Raw genomic sequence first — 17,778 nt, forward strand, 5'->3', positions numbered from 1 at the left:
TGGCGCCATGACACACGAGTTCCGCAACGAGGCCGACCGCGACCGCTACGCCATGTACGTCGACGGAGCCCTCGTGAGCGTGCTCGACTATCGCGTCAACGGTGACGCGATCGCCTTCCCGCACACGTACACGGTCCCGGCGCACCGCGGGCACGGGTACGCCGGGGAACTCGTGGAGCACGCCGTGGCCGACGTCGAGACGACGTCGACGAAGCGCATCGTCCCGATGTGCTGGTTCGTCAGCCAGTGGTTCGACGAACACCCCGACAAGGCAGACCTGCTCAGCCGCGGCGTCGCGGACTGAGCACCACCGAGAGGCGCCACCGTGCCCCGCATCGTCCCCTTCCTCTGGTTCGACGACCAGGCCCAGTCCGCGGCTGAGCACTACGTCGGGCTCTTCCCGGACGCACGTGTCGACGGGGTCGGCCGTGCCCCGGACGGGTCCGTGCTCGTCGTCGAGTTCACCCTGATGGGCCAGCCGTACCGTGCCATGAACGGCGGTCCCGGTCATCCCTTCACCGACGCCGTCTCGCTGCAGGTGGACGTCGACACGCAGGACGAGCTCGACCGGATCTGGGACGGGCTCCTCGCCGACGGCGGCCACCCGGTGGCGTGCGGGTGGCTCGTCGACCGCTGGGGCCTGTCGTGGCAGGTGACCCCGTCGATGATGGGCGAGCTCATGGCCGCCGGCGGTGACCCGGCACCGGGCGCGCGGGTGTTCCGCGCGATGCAGGACATGGTCAAGCTCGACATCGGGGCACTCCGGGCGGCGGCCTCCGACTGATCACCGACACCGGGCACGTCCGGCCCCGTCGCCGGACGGTCGCACCGGTCCCGACCCCGGGACCCGCCGGTCCCCGTTCCGGGGGGACCCGCGGTTATCGTGGGCCACACCGAGCGGCGCAGGGGACCACGGACGTGGGCGGCCGCCGGACCCGACGTCCCGACCAGGGGCGACCGACCACCGGCGCCACGCCGGACGACAGACTGGAACAGCATGGCCGACCCGAGGGGCCCCGGGATCCGTGAAGCGGACATCGGACGGGCGTACACCGAGCTCTCCCGCATCACCCGCCGCGCGAGCGTCCGGGCGCGGGGGGACCGCCGACGTGTTGAGCGTCGTCGACCAGTCCCTGGTCGACTTCGTCGTGCAGCACCCGGGGTGCATGGCGATCGACATCGCCCGGTACCTCCGGCTGAACCGGTCGACCATCTCGCGTCAGCTGTCCGGACTGCTCGCCGCGGGACTCGTCCGCACGGTCGACGGCGGCACCGGCAACGCGAAACCGCTCGAGGCGACCGAGGCCGGCCGGCGTGCCCTCGACCGATCGGTGCAGCTGCACCGCGATGCCCTGGTCGAGCGGCTGGCCGACTGGTCCGACGACGACGTCGCGCTGCTCGCCGGGCTGCTCGAACGGCTCGGAGCCGCGGACGAGGCCGAGCTGCCGATGCCGAGCAGGACGACCGAGCCGTGACCACGTCGCTCGTCCTGCTGTCGGACACGCACCTGCCGAAACGGGCGAAGGACCTGCCGCCGGAGCTGTGGGCGGACATCGACGCGGCAGACCTCGTCGTGCACGCGGGCGACTGGGTGGACCTGGCGACCGTGGACCTGCTGGAGGCCCGGTCCCGCGACCTCCTCGCCGTGCGCGGGAACAACGACCCGGGGTTCGAGGACCGGTTGCCGCTCGTCGCCTCACGCCGCGTCGAGGGACTGCGGTTCGCGGTCGTGCACGAGACCGGCGCGGCGACCGGGCGGGAGCGTCGGGCCGTCGCCGACCACCCGGACGTCGACGTGCTCGTGTTCGGGCACTCGCACATCCCGTGGGACTCGCTGGCGCCGAACGGCATGCGCCTGCTCAACCCCGGTTCGCCGACGGACCGTCGTCGGCAGCCGGACCACACGTGGATGCGCTGCACGGTCGACGGCGCCGACCTGCAGGTCACCCTGGTGCGGCGCGCCCCCCGGTGCGGACGGGGTCCGCACCGCGCCCTCACACCCGGCCTGACTCCGCACCCGCGGTCGGGCCCGAGTCGGGCCCACCGGCCGGGAGGCCCGCTGCGGCTCCGCCCCGCCGGGGACCGGGCAACTGCTCCGGCATCCGGAAGAACGCGAGCTCCTGCGCGACCGACTCCCGGAACGCGCGGGCCATCCGGCCCCGCAGCTCCGGGTCGGCGCGCACGGCGAGCTCCTCGACGAGGTCGGTCGCCCGCGCGCTCGACGCCGCGAAGCCCGGGTCCCCGTACGCCGCGATCCAGTCCGCGAACGGGTGCCCGACCGGCGCCGTGCCGAGCCGCTCCCCGACCCAGGCGTACACCCGGAAGCAGGGCAGGACGGCGGCGGCGAGCACCGAGACGTCCCCGGTGGCGGCGGCATCGTCGGCCGCCGCGGCCAGGTGCGCGAGGTAGCCGGCGCAGACCGGGTGCACGGGGTCGTCCGCGTGCGACCCGGCGAGTCTACGGTGGTGCAGGTCGCGGGCCTCGGCGGCGCAGCCCTCGCTCGCGGTCGTCCAGAACGCCGCGGCGTCGCCGGTCGAGCCGGCCGCGATCGCCCGGAGGTGCTGCTCGTACGCGCGGAGGTAGTGCACGTCCTGCGCGAGGTACCCGGCGAAGACCTCCGCGTCGAGCGTGCCGTCGGCGAGGCCCTGCAGGAACGCGCACGCGAGGGTCTCGTCGAGCACCGCGGCCGCGTCCGTCCACCAGAGGTCGGTCAGGCGGGGGGACCGGCAGGGCGGCCCGCACGGCGGCGTTGTGGTCGACCGGGCCGTGTCCGTGCCCGACCTGGAGGGCGTCGGCACCGCGGAGGGCCACGGTGAGCCACGCCTTCGCGGCACCGACGGCGAGCTCCCAGTCGCCGTGTCGGGCCACGAGCGTGGCGATCGCGCTCGAGAGCGAACAGCCCGTCCCGTGCGTGTTCGTCGTCGCGACCCGCGGGCCGGGGAACACCCGCACCGAGCCGTCCGGCGTCACGAGGGCGTCGTCCGAGGTGGGGCCGCCGTCGTGTCCGCCCTTCGCGAGCACGCGGACGTCGAAGCGTCGTGCCACCGCCAGGGCCGCGTCGAGGGGGGTCCGTCGCGTCGGAGCCGGCGAGGTCGGCGAGCACCCGCAGTTCGTCGCGGTTCGGGGTGACGAGGTCGGCGAGGGCGAACAGGTCGGTCATCGCCGCCTCGGCATCGGCGTCGAGCAGTCGGTCACCGCTCGTGGCGACCATCACGGGGTCGACGACCAGCCACCGCGGCCGGTGTGCCCGCAACGACTCCACGACGACCCGGACGACCTCGGCGGTGCCGAGCATGCCGGTCTTCACCGCGTCCACCGTGACGTCGTCCCAGACCGCGTCGAGCTGCTCGCGGAGGAAGTCCGTGTCGGGCACGTGCACCGAGCGCACGCCCCGGGTGTTCTGCGCGACCAGGGCCGTGACCACCGCCATGCCGTACCCGTCCTGGGCGGCGATCGACTTCAGGTCGGCCTGGATCCCCGCACCCCCGGTCGGGTCGGTCCCCGCGATGCTGAGCACCCTGGGCACCCGGCCGCTCGCAGCCGGCCCCGTCGTCGCGGTCACCGGCCCGCCCCGTTCCACGCCGCGACGAACGCGGCGGCCGCGGCACCCGGGTCGGGGGCCGCGCAGATGCCCGACACCACGGCGACCCCCCGCCGCCCCGGCAGCCCGCAGCGGCCCGACGTCCGCCAGTCCGACGCCGCCGATGCCCACGCACGGCACGGTGGTCGTCGCCGCGATCCGGGCGAACCCCGCGACGCCGAGCGCCGGCGGGTGGTCGGGCTTCGTGCTCGTCGGGTGCACGACCCCGACGCCGAGCAGGTCGACCGTGCCGTGCGGCATCGCGGCGACCTCGACCAGGTGCCGCGTCGTGTTCGCGGTCAGTCCGACGTGGGCGTCCGGGCCGAGCAGTGCACGCGCGGCGCTCGCCGGGACGTCCGACTGTCCGAGGTGCACGCCCGCCACCGCGTGCCCCTCGTGCCGTGCGGCCAGCGCCACGTCGAGCCGGTCGTCCACGACGACGAGTGCCCGGTCGCCGACCGCGTCCGCGACCGCGACCGTCAACGCGAGCAGGTCCCGGGCGGACGCCGTCTTGTCCCGGACCTGCACGATGCGGACCCCGGCGCCCACCGCCGCCCGGACGACGCCGAGGACCCCGTGCCCGTGCCGAGCGGCCAGGGCGGTGTCGGTGACGAGGTAGACGCCGAGCTCCTGCGCTCCCGGTACGCGTCCGGCGGTCCCGGCCACCGCAGCGGCAGCCGCGTCGGCGGTCACGATCCCGCTCCGATCGTCGTCGAGGCGGCCCGGGCACTCTGACCGTCGGCGGTGATCCGGGCCTCCCGGACCACGTCCTCCGGCGTCAGCGACGCGAGCCGGTCGAGGAACAGCGGCTGGAACGCGCCGGGCCCGCCGGCGTCCCGTGCGGCGAGCTCCGCCGCGATGGTGTGGACCGCGGTCGCGGCGACGGCCGCGTCGAGCGCACGCCCCGGCGCCACGGCCGCGAAGGCGGCGACGACGGCCCCGAGGGCGCAGCCGCCACCCGTGATCCGGGTGAGCAGCTCGGTCCCGTTCGCGACGCGGACCAGCCCCTCGGGCGCCACGAGCAGGTCCACCGCACCCGAGACCGCCACCGCCTGCGCGGTCCCGGCGTCCGCGGCGGCGACCGCGGCGTCGCGGGCGTCCTCCGTCCCGACCGTGCTGTCCACACCGCGACCGCCAGCCGAGGCGCCGAGGACCGCGAGCACCTCGGACGCGTTCCCGCGCAGCACCGTCGGGCGCATCGCCAGCAGGTCCCGCGCCAGGGCCGTCCGGACCGGCAGCGACCCGACCGCGACCGGGTCGAGCACCCACGGCGTCCCGGCTTCCGCCGCTGCGGCCGCGGCCTCGCGGGACGCGGTCGACGGCTCAGCGTGCGGGGTGCCGGTGTTGACGAGCAACCCGTCCGCGACGCCGGCGAACGGCCCCGCCTCGGTCGGCACGTCGACCATCGCGGCCGACGCCCCCCAGCGCGAGCAGCACGTTGGCGGTGACGTTCTGCACCACCGTGTTCGTGATGCACTGCACCAGGGGCGCCCGGGTCCGGACGGCCTCCAGCAGGTCGGCGGTACGGACGACCCAGTCGGTCGTCGGCGCAGCGTTCTCCATGGACGATCCCTTCGCGAGTACGAGCTCGAGCAGGTTCGACGGGTGTGATCTCAGCCGCTCGGATGCGGCACCCCGTGTCTCGGACGACACCGTACACGCATCGCCGCCGTCGTCCAGCGACACGTCCGGGACCGGTGTGGAAGGGTGGACCCGTGGACGACGAACGACGGACCGCGACCCCGGCGGGACCGCCACCCGGCCCCCCGGCAGGACCGCGCGACCCCGGCGACGCCTGGGCGGTCGGCCCGGACGGCACCAAGGCGTGGGGCCGCTTCGGCGCCGCGGGCCTGCTCGTCGACGACGGACGCGGACGGGTCCTCCTGCAGCACCGCGTCGAGTGGAGCCACCACGGCGGCACCTGGGGGGATCCCCGGCGGAGCGCGCCACCAGCACGAGGACCCGGTGACCGCCGCCCTCCGCGAGTCCGCCGAGGAGGCCGGCGTCCCCGAGGACGGCATCGACCTCCGGCACACCGCCGTCCTCGACCTCGGCTTCTGGACCTACACGACCGTCGTGGGACGCGCCTCCCGCCCGTTCGCCCCCGTCGTCGCCGACCGTGAGAGCCTGGCCCTGGCCTGGGTCCCCGTCGCCGACGTGCCGGACCTGCCGCTCCACCCCGGGTTCGGCGCCTCGTGGCCCGCGCTCCGGGCCACGCTCGACCGGACACCGCACGTCGTCGTCGACGCGGCGAACGTCGTCGGGAGCGTCCCGGACGGCTGGTGGAAGGACCGCGCGGGAGCGGCCTCCCGACTCGTCGCCCGGGTGAGCGCGCTCGCCGCGTCCGGCGTCGACGCCGCCGCGCTGGACCTGCCGTCCGCCACCTGGTGGCCGCGGTGGACCGTGGTGCTCGAGGGGGGAGGCCCGGGGTGCGACCCCGGTCGACGTCGCCGCCGACACCCGTCCCGGTCTCCCCGTGGTGACCGTCGAGCAGGCACCGGCCGCCGGGGACGACGCGATCGTCGCCGCCGTGCAGACCGCCGTCGCGGCCGGGGACGGCCCGGTCGTCGTCGTGACCGCGGACCGCGGCCTCCGTGACCGCGTGACCGCGGTCGGGGCGGACGTCCGCGGGCCGTCGTGGCTGCGGGAGCTCCTGCCCGACTGACGACCGGCTGCCGCCGCTGTGGTCGCCCCGGCGTCGCGTAGGTCCGTGCAGCGCGCCCTCCGGGTCCGTGCAGCGCGCCCTCCGGATGGTGAGGCGCGGAGCCGGGCGTCGACGGGACGGGAGCACTACAGTTGCGGACACGTCGACGACGACGTTCAGGAGGTTCCCGATGGAACGGATCACCAAGACCGACGACCGGGTGCACCGCCCCGCCGGGCCGTGGACACCGACGGTCCACCGGCTGCTCACGCACCTGCACGAGCAGGGCTTCGTGGCGGCCCCGGCTCCGATCTCGCTCGGGGACGCGCTCGAGACGGTGACGTTCGTCCCGGGAGTGGCCGGCGAGTACCCCTGGACCGAGGACGTCGCGAGCGAGGCCGCCCTCGTCACGAGTGCCCGGCTGCTCCGACAGCTGCACGACGCCGCGGCGAGCTTCCCCCTGGACGACTCCGTCGACGTGTGGTCCCAGGCCGCGCGGGTGCCGGTCGAGACCGTCGTGCACGGCGACTACGCCCCGTACAACGTCGTCTACGACGGCATCGCGGCGGTCGGCGTGATCGACTTCGACACCGCGCACCCCGGGCCCCGCGTCTGGGACGTCGCCAGTGCCGTCTACCGGTTCGCGCCCTTCACGACCGGAGCCGACGAGGGTCGACCCGTCCCGGCGCTCGAGGACCGGATCACCCGTGCCGCCGAGTTCTGCCGCGCCTACGGTCTCGACGACCGCTCGCGTGCCGTGCTCGTCGAGACGATCACCGCCGGCTTGGTGGCCCTGGTGACGACCCTCGAGACCGAGGCGGCCGCGGGCAACCCGAAGTTCGTGAGCGACCTCGCGCACGGGCACGCCGACCTGTACCGGGCCGACGTCGCGTGGCTCGAGGAGCACGGGGACCGGATCACCGCCGCGCTCCGCTGACGGGGCGCGCCGGGGACGAGGTCGCCGACCGCCCAGCGCGTGCCCAGCGCCCTCGCGGCGGACCTCGATCCTGCGTCCGGTAGCGTTCCAGGGCCATGACCGACAGCCCGGCGGACGCCACCCCGTACGAGGTCCTCGGCGTCCCCGCGACCGCCGACGACGACACCCTCCGACGCGCCTACCGTCGGGCCGCGCGTGAGAGCCACCCCGACCTCGGCGGGGACGCCCAGCGCTTCCGCCGGGTGCAGGTCGCCTGGGAGCGCATCGGGACGCCCTCGGCCCGGCGAGCCTACGACGCCGGGACCCTGCGCGCGGGGTCCTCGTCAGCGCCGTCCGGATCGGCCGCGTGGCGGTCGGACACCGGGCGTGACGCCTACGCACCCCCGTCCGCCCGACGTGACTCCCGCCCGCGGGCCCGGTCGTACGGGCACCCCGGCGGGCGCTCCCGCGAGGTCTTCCTCGCCGCAGAACGTGAGTGGGTGGGCCTCGGCGACCCGATCGAGGACCCGTACGACCCGGCACTCGTCCGGTCGGCACCCCGGCACGTCCGGCGTCTCCTGGGCGAGGCGCTGGCCGAGGAGGCGACGGCTGCGATCATCGCGGAGATGGGCATCGGCGTCACGGTGTGGCACGACCTCGACGCCGGTGCCGAGGGCAAGCTCGACCACGCGGTGCTGACGCCCACCGGACTCTGGGCACTCGAGTCGATCGACTGGGGCGGCCCGGTCGCGGTGGAGCACGGCGAGGTCGTCGGCGAGACGCTCGGCCCGGGGGAGCAGCCGGTGAAGGAGCTCGTCCGCGCGGCCCGTGCCGTGCAGAAGCAGACGCGGGTCCGGTTCACCGGCCGTGTCCTGGTGGTGCCGGACTCCGCGGTCGACGAGGACGTCCGACTCGTCGGGACCCCCCCGCAAGCCGACCGCGTTCATCGTCCGTCGGAGTGCGCTCGGGCAGGTGCTCTCCGGCGTCTGGTCGCCCGAGGGCTCCGTCGACGTCTTCGCGGTCCGCGACCGCCTGCAGCAGACCGTCCGGTTCGTCTGACCCGACCAGCAGCGCCGCCCGACCAGCAGCGCCGCCCGTCACGCGCCGCCGGCCGTCACGCACCGTCGGGGTCAGTACCCGCGGAGCTTCTCGAGGTCCCGGCGCTCCCGCTTGCTCGGCCGTCCGGCCCCGCGCTCCCGGATCGGGACGAAGCCGGCTTCCTCGCGGGGCAGGCGCGGCGGTGTGCGGTCCTCGAGGTGCTTCGCGGCCTCGGTCGCACCGACGCGCTTGAGGATGATGCTCTTCACGACGACGATCCGGTCGAAGCCGGCCTGGCGCACGCGGACCTCGTCCCCGGGACCGACCGGCTGGGACGGCTTCGCCCGCTCGCCGTTGACGCGGACGTGGCCGGCCTTGCACGCGGTCGTCGCCGCGGACCGGGTCTTGGTGATCCGGACCGCCCAGATCCAGCTGTCCACCCGGGCCTTGTCCATCCGGCCACCCTAGCCGCGCCGGTCCTGCGTCCCCCTCGACGTCCCCTCGACGTACGGTCGACCGGGCCCGCACGTCCGTGCGAGCCCGTAGCCTCGGAGCCATGACCGACCCCGACCCGCCGACCACGGTCCCGTCCCAGGCGGCGATCGCCCGCACCCGGGCCCTCGTCGTGCTCGACGGCGCGGCACTCGGTGACCGGCTCGTCGTGCGGGCGCACGACGGAGCCGGCGCGCGGGACGCGCTCGGCGAGCTGACCGGCCGGACCGCGGAGACGGTGACGATCGCCACCCGTCGCGGACCCGTCACCGTGCTCCGGTCCGACGTCGTGGCCGCGAAGCCGGTGCCGCCGCCCCCCGCCGCCCCGGGCACCCCGACGGCGTCCCGGCGCGGACGAGCCGGCCGCCTGACCGGACGATCCACCCCGTCCCGGCGAGCCGCCGACGGCACTCCGGGACCGCGCACGTAGCCTCGCTCCATGGCCGTCCCCGACCCACCCGCCGTCGCAGCCGGGACCACCGAGGACCGCACCGCCCGTGTCCGGTTCACCCGCCCGACCGGCTGGCGCGTCGAGGACGCCCCCCGGTGCCGACCTCCGCGTCCGCGGTGACGACGTCATGCTCACGGTCCGGTCGCGTCCCGGCGACCGGACGATCGGGGACGAGAACGCCTCGCTGCTGGAACGGCTGCCAGGGTCGGTCGACGGCCTGCTCCTGCTCGGCTGCGACGTGTGGACGACGGCCGGTGCCCCCCGCACGGCTCGTCGAGTACGTCCGCCCCGACGAAGAGGGCGACGTCGTCGGTGCGCACCTGCTGCTCGTCACGGGTCGGCACCGCGTGGACGTCACCGTGGAGCGTCCGCTGGCCCGGATGACCGCCACCGACGACCCGGTGTTCGCCGTCCTCGACTCCGTCCGGACGCTCGACCGCGTCACCGCCACCGAGTCCCGGACGCTCGAGGCGCTCCCGGTCCTGCTCGCCGGTTCGACGCTGACCGGGCCGTCCCTCGGCGCCGAGGCCGTCGCCACGCTGCAGGACCTCGCCGGCAAGCGCTGGAACCCGGCGCTGCTCCGCTCGGACGGCGGCCGGGAGTTGGTCGCCGCCGACCTCGTCGGTCGCTTCGGGACGGTGCCGCCGGACACCGCCGAGGTCCTCGCGCCCTGGGCGGACGGGGTGCCACCGACCACGCTGGACCAGCACGACGACGACGGGCGCGTCACGCGCCTCCGGGCCTGGGCCGGCACCGTCGTCGACACGGGGGGCCGACGGTCGGTCGGTCATCGCGTCCGTCCGGCCGGACCGGGTGGTCGGGCTGATGGCCGGGAGGCTCGGAGTGCGCCCGACGTGGACCTGGCCGTTCCGCACGCCGGTCCTGTCGAGCGACCTGCTCGACCGTCGTCTGGCGGGCGGCGCGTCCGCCCCGGCCCTGCCGGACGCCCTCGCCGATGCCGACCCGACGCTCGCGGCGTTCTGGGCGGCGCCGTGGACGGTGTCCTCGCTGCTGGCGCCCGGTCGGACCCGTCCCGTCGTGGTCGTGTCCGCGGCGGGGATCGGCTTCGCGCGGGTCGGCCGCGCCGAGGGCGGGGCGACGGCGTTCAGGGCCGAGGCGTCCGCCAACGTCTACCGGTCGCTCGTCCGCGCCGTGGTCGGCTGACCGCCGCCCGGTCGACACCGGACGGCGGACGACGGCACGACCCCGCGCGGACGGAGCGCGAGCGTCGTGCCGTGCTTGCGGGGCCGTCGGTGCGGGGCCGTCGGTGCGGGCCGCCGGTGCGGGGCCGCCGGTGCGGGGCCGTCGGTGGCGGGCCGCCGGTGCGCGCCCGGTCAGGCGGCCGGGCCGGCGGTCAGGGTGACGGTCGCCGTGGCCGCGGTGCCGTCGGCCGTCGTGTAGCCGACCGTGACCCGGTCGCCGACCGCGTGCCGAGCGACCGCCTCCGTCAGCTCGGATGCGCTCGTGACCGCGGTGCCGTCGATGCTCGTGATCGTGTCGCCGGCGGCGAGCCCGGCGGCCGCTGCCCCCGATCCCTCGACCGTCCCGGCGACGGGCACACCGGAGGTGGTCCCGGTCGCCGCGCTGCTGACCTGCACGCCCAGGAACGCCGGCAGCCCGATCGTGATGGTGTCCGAGGCCTCGCCCGCCAGGATGTGCGCGGCGATCGACTTCGCGGTGCTGATCGGGATCGCGTAGCCGGTGACGTCCGCCGAACCCGAGGACGCGGCGGTCGCCATGCCGATGACCTCGCCCTCGCTGTCCAGGACGGGACCGCCGGAGTCACCGGACACGATCTGCGCCGCGACCTCGATGAGCCCGGTCAGGGACTCGGTCCCGGTACCGGACTCGCTCTGCACCTGGATGTCCTGGTCGGTCGCGGTCACGGTGCCCTCGGCGGCGACCAGGTCACCCGTGCCCTCGGCGTTGCCGACGTCGGTCACGGTGTCGCCGGTCTGGACGCCGTCGTCGTCGAGCGCGACGGTGGACAGGCCGGACGCGTCCCGCAGCTGCAGCACCGCGACGTCGTTCGTCGCGTCGGTGCCCACGACGTCAGCGGTGTACTGCTCCCCGGTCGTCTCGTCGGTCACCGTGATCGAGGTCGCGCCCTGGACCACGTGGTTGTTCGTCAGGACGGTCCCGTCCGCGGTGAGGACCATGCCGGTCCCGGCGGCCTGCTGCGCGTCGTCGTAGCCGATCACGGTGTCGATCGTCACGACGCCCGCGGTCTGCGCGGCGGTCGCGGGTGTGGCTGCCGCCTGCGAGGTCCCACTGCCGCCGGCTCCCGTGCCGCCGGTGCCCGTGCCGCCGTCGGTACCCGTGCCGCCGTCCGACAGGCCGTCCGTCCCGCCCTGGTCCTGGCCGGGGACGGTGAAGCCGTCGATGCCGCTGCCCGCGGATCCGGGACCGGGGACGGTCGTCGTGCCCTGTGACCGGCTCGAGGTGGCCGTCGTGCCGTGCGACGACAGGCCGAGCGCCGTCCCGCCGGCGGCGCCCACGATCGCGAGTGCGGCGATGCCCGACCCGATCGCGAGCCCGACACGGCGACGACGACCCGTGGTCCCCGGAGCGGCCCCGGGGGGCGCCCGTCCAACCCTGCGGCGCCGAGGTGGCCCCGAGCGCTGCGCTCCCGACGCGGTACGGACCGCGACCGTCCGGGGAGTAGGCGTACGGACCGGACCCGTCGGGGGGCGAAGAGGTACGGACCCGAGCCGTCGAAGGCGTGCGCTGCGCGGAGCGTCGACGGGTCCGCGTGCGGCGGCTCCCACGCCGGTGCCTGCTGCTGTCCGGCATCGTCCGCGGCTGGGGTCGGGGTCTCGTTCATGGTGCTCTCCGGTCGTCCGCACGGCCCGGTCGGCCGTCGATGGGGACCAGTACAGGCCCGCTGCCCATGACCGTCCTATGAACCACCCGAGGCCCGGCCGAGCACCCGCTCGGGAGTCGCCGGACGCCGGTCTCCGCGGCATGCCGGCGATCGGTTAGGCTCGCCGCACCTCCCATGCGTCCCCGATCCGTCGTGCCTCCCGCACCCGCGCCCGCGTCCCGGCTCGTGCTGGCCGTCGTCCTCGCGGTCGTCGCGCTGGCCGTCGCCTGCGCCCTGAGCATCGCCGTCGGGAGCCGACCGATCCCGCTCGGCGTCGTCCTCGACACCCTCGCGCACCCGGGCCGCGACGACGAGACCGGCCTCATCGTGCTCGGCAACCGGCTGCCGCGGACCGTCGTCGGGCTCCTCGCCGGCGCCGCACTCGGGGTCGCCGGCGCCGTCATGCAGGGGGGTCACCCGCAACCCGCTCGCCGACCCGAGCATCCTCGGCATCAACGCGGGGGGCCGCCCTGGCCGTCGTCGTGGGCATCGCCGTGTTCGGTGTCAGCGGGACCGCCACGTACCTGCCGTTCGCGTTCGCCGGAGCCGCCCTCGCCGCCCTGCTCGTCTACGGCATCGCCGCGGTCGCCCGCGGTGGCCTCACCCCGGTCGGCCTCGCGCTGTCCGGCGCCGTCACCGCCGCCGCCCTCTCCTCGATCACCACCGCGGTGCTCGTGACGAACGCGTCCCTGCTCGACCAGCTGCGCTTCTGGCAGGTCGGCGCGCTCGCGGGCGGGGACCTCGGCACAGCGGGTGTGGTCGTCGCGCCGGTGGTCCTCGGGCTCGTCGTCGCGGTCGGGCTCGGTCGTTCGCTGAACACCCTCGCGCTCGGCGACGAACTCGCGGCCTCCCTGGGCCAACGCGTGGTGCTCGTGCGCGCGGTCGGGGCCATCGTGACGGTGCTGCTCGCCGGGTCCGCGGTCGCCGCAGCCGGACCGATCGCCTTCGTCGGCCTCGCCGTCCCGCACGCCGTCCGGCGCCTGTCCGGACCCGACCACCGCTGGACGATCCTCCTGTCCGCGGTCGTCGCGCCGGCCCTCCTGCTCGTCGCCGACGTCATCGGCAGGGTCGTCGCCTACCCGGGGGGAGCTCCAGGTCGGCATCGTCACGGCGCTCATCGGTGCGCCGGTCTTCATCGCGCTGGTCCGGTCGCGGGTGGTGCGGGGCCTGTGAGCACCACGCCGACCGAGAGTGCACCGGCCACCGGCGACGCCGTCCGCCGTCGGGGCGGGACCGCGCGGCGGGAGCTCCTCGTGCTCGTCGCCGCGCTCGTCGTGCTGCTCGGCCTCGTGCTCGTCGGCCTCGGTGTCGGCGAGATCCCGCTGTCGCCCGTGCAGGTCCTCGACGGTCTGCTCGGGCGGGGTGACGCGGTCTCGGACTTCGTGCTCGGACAGCTGCGCGGGCCGCGGGTCCTCGCCGCGCTGCTCGTCGGGGCGAGCCTCGGCACCGCCGGCGCGATCGTGCAGAGCGTCGTCCGCAACCCCATCGCGAGTCCGGACATCATCGGCATCACGTCCGGGGCGAGCGCCTCGGGTCTCGTCGCGATCGTGCTGTTCGGCGCCTCGGGTGTCGCCCTGTTCGGCGTCGTGCTCGTCGGCGCGGTCGCGGTCGCGGTGCTCATCGCCGTGCTCGCCTGGCGCCGGGGGGATCACCGGGAACCGGGTGGTCCTCGTCGGGGTCGGTGTCGGCGCGGTCGCCCTGAGCATCACCGGGTGGCTCCTGACGAGCGGGAGCGTGCAGCAGGCGGGGACGGCACTCCTGTGGCTCTCCGGCAGCCTCAACGCGGTCGACCGCACCGTCGTCGGTGCGCTGCTCGTCGGCTTCGTCGTCCTGATGGTGCTCGCGCTCCTGCAGTCGCCCCGTCTCGGTGTCCTCTCCCTCGGCGACGAGGTCGCGGCCTCGCTCGGCCTCCGACCCGACCGGGCCAAGGTGCTGCTGCTCCTCACCGCCGTCCTCCTCACCGCGGCGGCGGTCGCCACCGCCGGCCCGGTGTCGTTCGTCGCGCTCATGGCAGCGCCGATCGCCAGGAGGCTCGTCGGTGGCGGACGCCCCGCCCTCGGCCCGGCCGCCGCCGTCGGTGCGGTCGTGACCCTCGGCTCCGACCTGGTCGCGCAGTTCGCCCTGCCCGGGGTCACGCTGCCGGTCGGGGTCGTCACCGGGGTCGTCGGAGCGCCGTACCTGCTCTGGCTGCTCGCCCGCGGGCGCTGAGCCAGCGCACCCCGCACAGCTCGTCGGACGGGCGCGACCGAGCGTGTACCGCAGCGCTCCCGACGGACGTGCACCGGGCCTCCAGGCGGGGCGCAGGCGACGGTCGGACTCGCCGGGACCACCCCCCGGATGCGGGTCCGCGCGCACGCTTGCGGTATCCCGCAGAAGGGGGGTCAGAACCCCCCGTCCGGGGGGTCCGCTCCGGGCGCACGGTCGCCGTACCGTCGTCCACGAACACCGGACTCCCGACAGCGGCCACACCCGACGGCCACTGGTCCGGTACGAACGAAGGACAGCATGCCCGAACAGCTGGACGACGCCCCGATGCGCCGTCGACAGTGGGGGGGCCGAGCGGCGGACCCGGCCGCTCGACACCATCCACGCTCGCCCCTCCGACCGGAAGCTCGTCTCCGGCCGTGTCGCCATCATCCTGACGATCGCCTTCTGGCTCGCCTACCTCGTCTACACGGTGATCCGACAGTTCCTGGACTACGGCACCGAGAGCTTCCGGTTCACCACCGAGGCCGTTTCGTACTTAGTCGTCGTCACCTTCCTCACCTTCTCCGCCCTCATGCACCTGGTCGCCCGCCAGGGAGCCCTCGAGCGCTTCGCGACCCACGTCCGGGTCCCGCGTGCGGAACTCGACCGGCACTTCGCCGAGGGACACGGGTCGCCGCTGACCGTCCTCGTGCCGAGCTACGCCGAGGAGCCGGACGTCGTCGCGACCACCCTCTGGTCCGCCGCCCTGCAGGAGTACCCGTCCCTCCGCGTCGTCCTGCTCGTCGACGACGACCCGTTCCCCACCGACCCGGAGACCGCCGCGAAGCTCGAGCGCACTCGCGCCGTGGCGGCGTCCATCCAGGCGCAGCTCGCGGCCCCGTCCCACCGCTTCCGCGAAGCCCTGTTCTTCGCCGAGATCGAGGCCGAGCAGGCGCCGATGGCCTCCGTGGCGGCCCTCCGCACCCTGGTCGCGCACCACCGCTGGGCCGACGCCTGGCTCCGCCGGCACGCACGCGAGCACGGCATCGCCGACCACGTGGACCACTTCTTCCACGACCAGGTCCTCGTGGGCCTGGCCGACGAGTTCCGCCTGACCGCCGAAGCACTCGACGCCGCCATCACCGACGCCGGCGACCGCGAGGTCACCGACGTGACCTCGGCCCGTGCGGTCGAACTGCAGCGCCGGCTCACCTGGACGTTCACCGCCGAGATCACCACCTTCGAGCGGAAGCGCTACGCGAACCTCTCGCACGAGGCGAACAAGGCGATGAACCTGAACTCCTACCTCGGCCTGCTCGGCGGCGCCTACCGGTACGAGGAGACCGCATCGGGCACGGTCCTCCGCACCGTCGCGGACCCGGCCGAGGCCGACCTGGTCGTCCCCGCCTCCGACTACGTCCTGACGCTCGACGCCGACTCGGTGCTCCTGCGCGACTACTGCCTGCGCCTGGTCTACTTCCTCGAGCAGCCCGAGAACGCGAACGTCGCCGTCACCCAGACCCCGTACTCGTCGTTCCGCGGTGCGGCCACCCGCATCGAGCGCCTGGCCGGTGCCACGACCGACATCCAGCACATCCTGCACCAGGGCATGTCGAAGTACGGCGCCACCTTCTGGGTCGGCGCGAACGCCGTCATCCGCACCCGGGCCCTCCGCGACATCGAGGAGACCGAGACCGTCGGCGGCTTCGAGGTCAAGCGCTACGTGCAGGACCGCACGGTCATCGAGGACACCGAGTCGAGCGTCGACCTCGGCATGCACGGCTGGACGCTCGTGAACTACCCGGAGCGACTGTCCTACAGCGCCACCCCGCCGGACTTCGGCTCGCTCATCGTGCAGCGCCGCCGCTGGGCCAACGGCGGGCTGCTCATCCTGCCGAAGTACATCCGCCAGGTACGCGAGCGCAAGGCCCGCGGGGAGCGCGTCAGCGTGGTCGAGATGGCGCTCCGCGTGAACTACATGGCGTCGATCGCGTGGGGCTCGCTCGGGCTCATCTTCCTGCTGGCCTACCCGTACGACTCCCGGCTGCTCAGCCCGATGGTGCTCCTCGCCGCGCTGCCGTACTTCTGGCTCTTCGCGAGCGACCTGAAGTACTGCGGGTACAAGCGCACCGACATCCTCCGCATCTACGGGTTCAACCTCATCCTCATGCCGGTGAACGTCGCCGGGGTGCTCAAGAGCATCCAGCAGGCGCTCACCGCGAAGAAGATCCCGTTCGCCCGCACGCCGAAGGTCCGGGACCGCACGGCCTCGCCCGCGCTCTACGTCCTCGCGCCGTACGCGATCGTCGCCTTCTCGGTGTTCACCTTCGTCCGTGACTTCGGCGCCGAGAACTGGGGCAACGCCACGTTCGCCGCGTTCAACGCCCTGCTCGCCACGTACGCGATCGTCGCCTACATCGGTGTCTGGAACTCCGTGGTCGACGTCTTCCTCTGGGCGACCGGGTGGATGTTCTACGACCCGTCCGCCCGCGCCGCACGCCGGGCGGCCCGCAAGGAGGCCCGTCTCTCCGCGAAGGCGGCCCGGCGCGGCCTGGTCCCCGAGCCCGTGCCCGCGACCGAGGACTGGCGCTCGGTGCTGTACTTCGGCCAGCGCGGCACCACCATGCCGGAACACCTGGCGACCCGGCACGACACCGTGCACCACGACGAGAAGACGGCGGCCTGACCATGAGCACCACACGACGACTGTCCCCGATCCGCGTGACCGTGGCCGCCGCGGTGGCCCTCGCGGTCGCAGCCGGAGGCTACGCCGGGCTGGACCGCTGGCAGAGCGCCCAGGCCGCCGAGACGGTGAAGCCCTGGTTCGCCGCCTACACCGACGTCACCGTCACCCCGACGTTCCCGTTCGAGGACGTCAAGTCGACCGCGGGCCGCGACGTCATGCTGTCCTTCGTGGTCGCCGACCACGACGAGGCGTGCACGCCGACGTGGGGCGCGGCGTACGGACTGCAGGAAGCGGGCGACCAGCTCGACCTCGACCGGCGCATCGCCCGACTCGAGCAGCAGAAGGGCGCGGTCGCGGTGTCGTTCGGCGGGCTCGCCAACGACGAACTCGCGACGACCTGCACCGACCGGAGCAAGCTCGTCTCGGCGTACCAGAGCGTCGTGAAGCGGTACGACGTCTCGACCGTCGACTTCGACATCGAGAGCGACGACCTGACGAAGGCCGACGCCGGCAAGCGCCGTGCGGCAGCGGTCGCCGACCTGCAGGAGCAGCGCCGCGCCGCCGGGCACCCCCTCGCGGTGTGGCTGACGCTGCCGGCCGCACCCGGCGGGCTCACCGCGGACGGCACCCGGGCGGTCGCGCAGTTCCTGCGTGCCGGGGTCGACCTGGCCGGCGTCAACGCGATGACGATGGACTACGGCGCGAGCAAGGGCTCGAGCCAGAGCATGTACTCGGCATCGGTCGAGACGCTGCAGCAGGTCAAGCGGCAGCTCGGCATCCTCTACACGCGTGCCGGGACGCCGCTCGGCGACCGGACCCTGTGGCACAAGGTCGGCGCCACCCCGATGATCGGGCAGAACGACGTGCAGGACGAGGTCTTCTCGCTGACCGACGCCCGGAAGCTCAACGCCTGGGCGAAGC

17 protein-coding genes, 6 pseudogenes and 1 riboswitch are annotated in these 17,778 nt (G+C 74.8%); of the genes and pseudogenes, 15 read left to right on the forward strand and 8 right to left on the reverse strand.

Features of this window, described 5'->3' with window-relative positions; all coding sequences use genetic code 11:
- Nucleotides 1–7: 7 nt before the first annotated feature.
- The 4 genes and pseudogenes from DEJ15_RS08720 to DEJ15_RS08735 all read left to right on the forward strand — a co-directional run.
- Nucleotides 8–304 carry a GNAT family N-acetyltransferase gene (locus DEJ15_RS08720; protein ID WP_110825500.1) on the forward strand — a complete coding sequence of 99 codons (297 nt, stop codon included), beginning with the start codon at nt 8–10 and terminating at the stop codon, nt 302–304.
- Nucleotides 305–325: 21 nt separating this feature from the next.
- Entirely contained in the window at nt 326–784 is a 459-nt protein-coding gene (locus tag DEJ15_RS08725) for a VOC family protein (RefSeq protein WP_110825242.1), read from the forward strand.
- A gap of 328 nt (nt 785–1,112) precedes the next feature.
- On the forward strand, nt 1,113–1,475 hold the full coding sequence (locus DEJ15_RS08730) for a MarR family winged helix-turn-helix transcriptional regulator (RefSeq protein ID WP_284174824.1): 363 nt from the start codon (nt 1,113–1,115) through the stop codon (nt 1,473–1,475).
- Nucleotides 1,472–1,966: pseudogene (locus DEJ15_RS08735) on the forward strand (metallophosphoesterase family protein); the annotation flags it as partial. The gene DEJ15_RS08730 and the pseudogene DEJ15_RS08735, both read left to right, overlap by 4 nt.
- Before the next feature lie 28 nt (nt 1,967–1,994).
- Here the strand turns inward: DEJ15_RS08735 and DEJ15_RS08740 are convergent.
- From DEJ15_RS08740 to DEJ15_RS19460, 5 genes and pseudogenes are all read right to left on the reverse strand, one after another.
- On the reverse strand, nt 1,995–2,681 hold the full coding sequence (locus tag DEJ15_RS08740; RefSeq protein ID WP_284174825.1) for a TenA family protein: 687 nt from the start codon (nt 2,679–2,681) through the stop codon (nt 1,995–1,997).
- Between the two features lie 133 nt (nt 2,682–2,814).
- A pseudogene (locus tag DEJ15_RS08745) lies at nt 2,815–3,045 on the reverse strand (bifunctional hydroxymethylpyrimidine kinase/phosphomethylpyrimidine kinase); the annotation flags it as partial.
- Between the two features lie 97 nt (nt 3,046–3,142).
- A pseudogene (locus DEJ15_RS08750) lies at nt 3,143–4,273 on the reverse strand (bifunctional hydroxymethylpyrimidine kinase/phosphomethylpyrimidine kinase); the annotation flags it as partial.
- On the reverse strand, nt 4,270–4,977 hold the full coding sequence (thiM, locus tag DEJ15_RS08755; RefSeq protein ID WP_502866084.1) for a hydroxyethylthiazole kinase: 708 nt from the start codon (nt 4,975–4,977) through the stop codon (nt 4,270–4,272). The pseudogene DEJ15_RS08750 and the gene thiM, both read right to left, overlap by 4 nt.
- A complete protein-coding gene (locus DEJ15_RS19460; RefSeq protein ID WP_502866085.1) occupies nt 4,904–5,143 on the reverse strand; it encodes a hydroxyethylthiazole kinase in 240 nt (79 codons plus the stop codon). Before DEJ15_RS19460 ends, thiM begins: the two co-directional genes overlap by 74 nt.
- Nucleotides 5,132–5,228, reverse strand: a riboswitch (TPP riboswitch). It overlaps the preceding gene by 12 nt.
- A 317-nt stretch (nt 5,229–5,545) precedes the next feature.
- On the opposite strand from DEJ15_RS19460, the gene DEJ15_RS08760 reads away from it, so the two are divergent.
- From DEJ15_RS08760 to DEJ15_RS08770, 4 genes and pseudogenes are all read left to right on the forward strand, one after another.
- A complete protein-coding gene (locus DEJ15_RS08760; protein ID WP_349814675.1) occupies nt 5,546–6,178 on the forward strand; it encodes an NUDIX hydrolase in 633 nt (210 codons plus the stop codon).
- 236 nt (nt 6,179–6,414) lie between these two features.
- Nucleotides 6,415–7,161, forward strand: coding sequence for a phosphotransferase enzyme family protein (locus DEJ15_RS08765; RefSeq protein ID WP_181419598.1), 747 nt, complete (start codon nt 6,415–6,417; stop codon nt 7,159–7,161).
- Nucleotides 7,162–7,256: 95 nt separating this feature from the next.
- Nucleotides 7,257–7,928: pseudogene (locus tag DEJ15_RS18250) on the forward strand (J domain-containing protein); the annotation flags it as partial.
- A gap of 79 nt (nt 7,929–8,007) precedes the next feature.
- Nucleotides 8,008–8,199 carry a hypothetical protein gene (locus DEJ15_RS08770; protein ID WP_284174826.1) on the forward strand — a complete coding sequence of 64 codons (192 nt, stop codon included), beginning with the start codon at nt 8,008–8,010 and terminating at the stop codon, nt 8,197–8,199.
- 71 nt (nt 8,200–8,270) lie between these two features.
- On the opposite strand, the gene DEJ15_RS08775 is transcribed toward DEJ15_RS08770, so the two are convergent.
- Nucleotides 8,271–8,633, reverse strand: coding sequence for an RNA-binding S4 domain-containing protein (locus DEJ15_RS08775; RefSeq protein ID WP_110825249.1), 363 nt, complete (start codon nt 8,631–8,633; stop codon nt 8,271–8,273).
- Between the two features lie 101 nt (nt 8,634–8,734).
- On the opposite strand from DEJ15_RS08775, the gene DEJ15_RS08780 reads away from it, so the two are divergent.
- On the forward strand, nt 8,735–9,100 hold the full coding sequence (locus DEJ15_RS08780; RefSeq protein ID WP_284174827.1) for a hypothetical protein: 366 nt from the start codon (nt 8,735–8,737) through the stop codon (nt 9,098–9,100).
- 9 nt (nt 9,101–9,109) lie between these two features.
- On the forward strand, nt 9,110–9,241 hold the full coding sequence (locus tag DEJ15_RS08785; RefSeq protein WP_284174828.1) for a hypothetical protein: 132 nt from the start codon (nt 9,110–9,112) through the stop codon (nt 9,239–9,241).
- Nucleotides 9,242–9,252: 11 nt separating this feature from the next.
- On the opposite strand, the gene DEJ15_RS08790 is transcribed toward DEJ15_RS08785, so the two are convergent.
- Nucleotides 9,253–9,912, reverse strand: a complete 660-nt coding sequence (locus DEJ15_RS08790) for a hypothetical protein (RefSeq protein WP_284174829.1) — start codon at nt 9,910–9,912, stop codon at nt 9,253–9,255.
- Nucleotides 9,913–9,946: 34 nt separating this feature from the next.
- Here DEJ15_RS08790 and DEJ15_RS08795 point away from each other — a divergent pair, with 34 nt between their 5' ends.
- Nucleotides 9,947–10,285, forward strand: coding sequence for a hypothetical protein (locus tag DEJ15_RS08795; RefSeq protein WP_284174830.1), 339 nt, complete (start codon nt 9,947–9,949; stop codon nt 10,283–10,285).
- 170 nt (nt 10,286–10,455) lie between these two features.
- Here the strand turns inward: DEJ15_RS08795 and DEJ15_RS08800 are convergent, their stop codons facing one another.
- Nucleotides 10,456–11,619 (reverse strand): S1C family serine protease, encoded by a 1,164-nt coding sequence (locus DEJ15_RS08800; protein ID WP_284174832.1) that lies wholly within the window; start codon nt 11,617–11,619, stop codon nt 10,456–10,458.
- 500 nt (nt 11,620–12,119) lie between these two features.
- Here DEJ15_RS08800 and DEJ15_RS19465 point away from each other — a divergent pair.
- From DEJ15_RS19465 to DEJ15_RS08820, 4 genes and pseudogenes are all read left to right on the forward strand, one after another.
- A pseudogene (locus DEJ15_RS19465) lies at nt 12,120–13,157 on the forward strand (FecCD family ABC transporter permease).
- Between the two features lie 158 nt (nt 13,158–13,315).
- Nucleotides 13,316–13,564: pseudogene (locus DEJ15_RS19470) on the forward strand (iron chelate uptake ABC transporter family permease subunit); the annotation flags it as partial.
- 82 nt (nt 13,565–13,646) lie between these two features.
- Nucleotides 13,647–14,192 (forward strand): iron chelate uptake ABC transporter family permease subunit, encoded by a 546-nt coding sequence (locus tag DEJ15_RS08815; protein WP_284176187.1) that lies wholly within the window; start codon nt 13,647–13,649, stop codon nt 14,190–14,192.
- A 469-nt stretch (nt 14,193–14,661) separates the two neighbouring features.
- Complete coding sequence (locus tag DEJ15_RS08820) at nt 14,662–16,857, forward strand: glycosyltransferase family 2 protein (protein ID WP_284174833.1); 2,196 nt, start codon at nt 14,662–14,664, stop codon at nt 16,855–16,857.
- The last annotated feature ends 921 nt before the right edge of the window (nt 16,858–17,778 follow it).

Source organism: Curtobacterium sp. MCJR17_043, assembly GCF_003224315.2.
In the GTDB taxonomy this organism is placed as follows: domain Bacteria; phylum Actinomycetota; class Actinomycetes; order Actinomycetales; family Microbacteriaceae; genus Curtobacterium.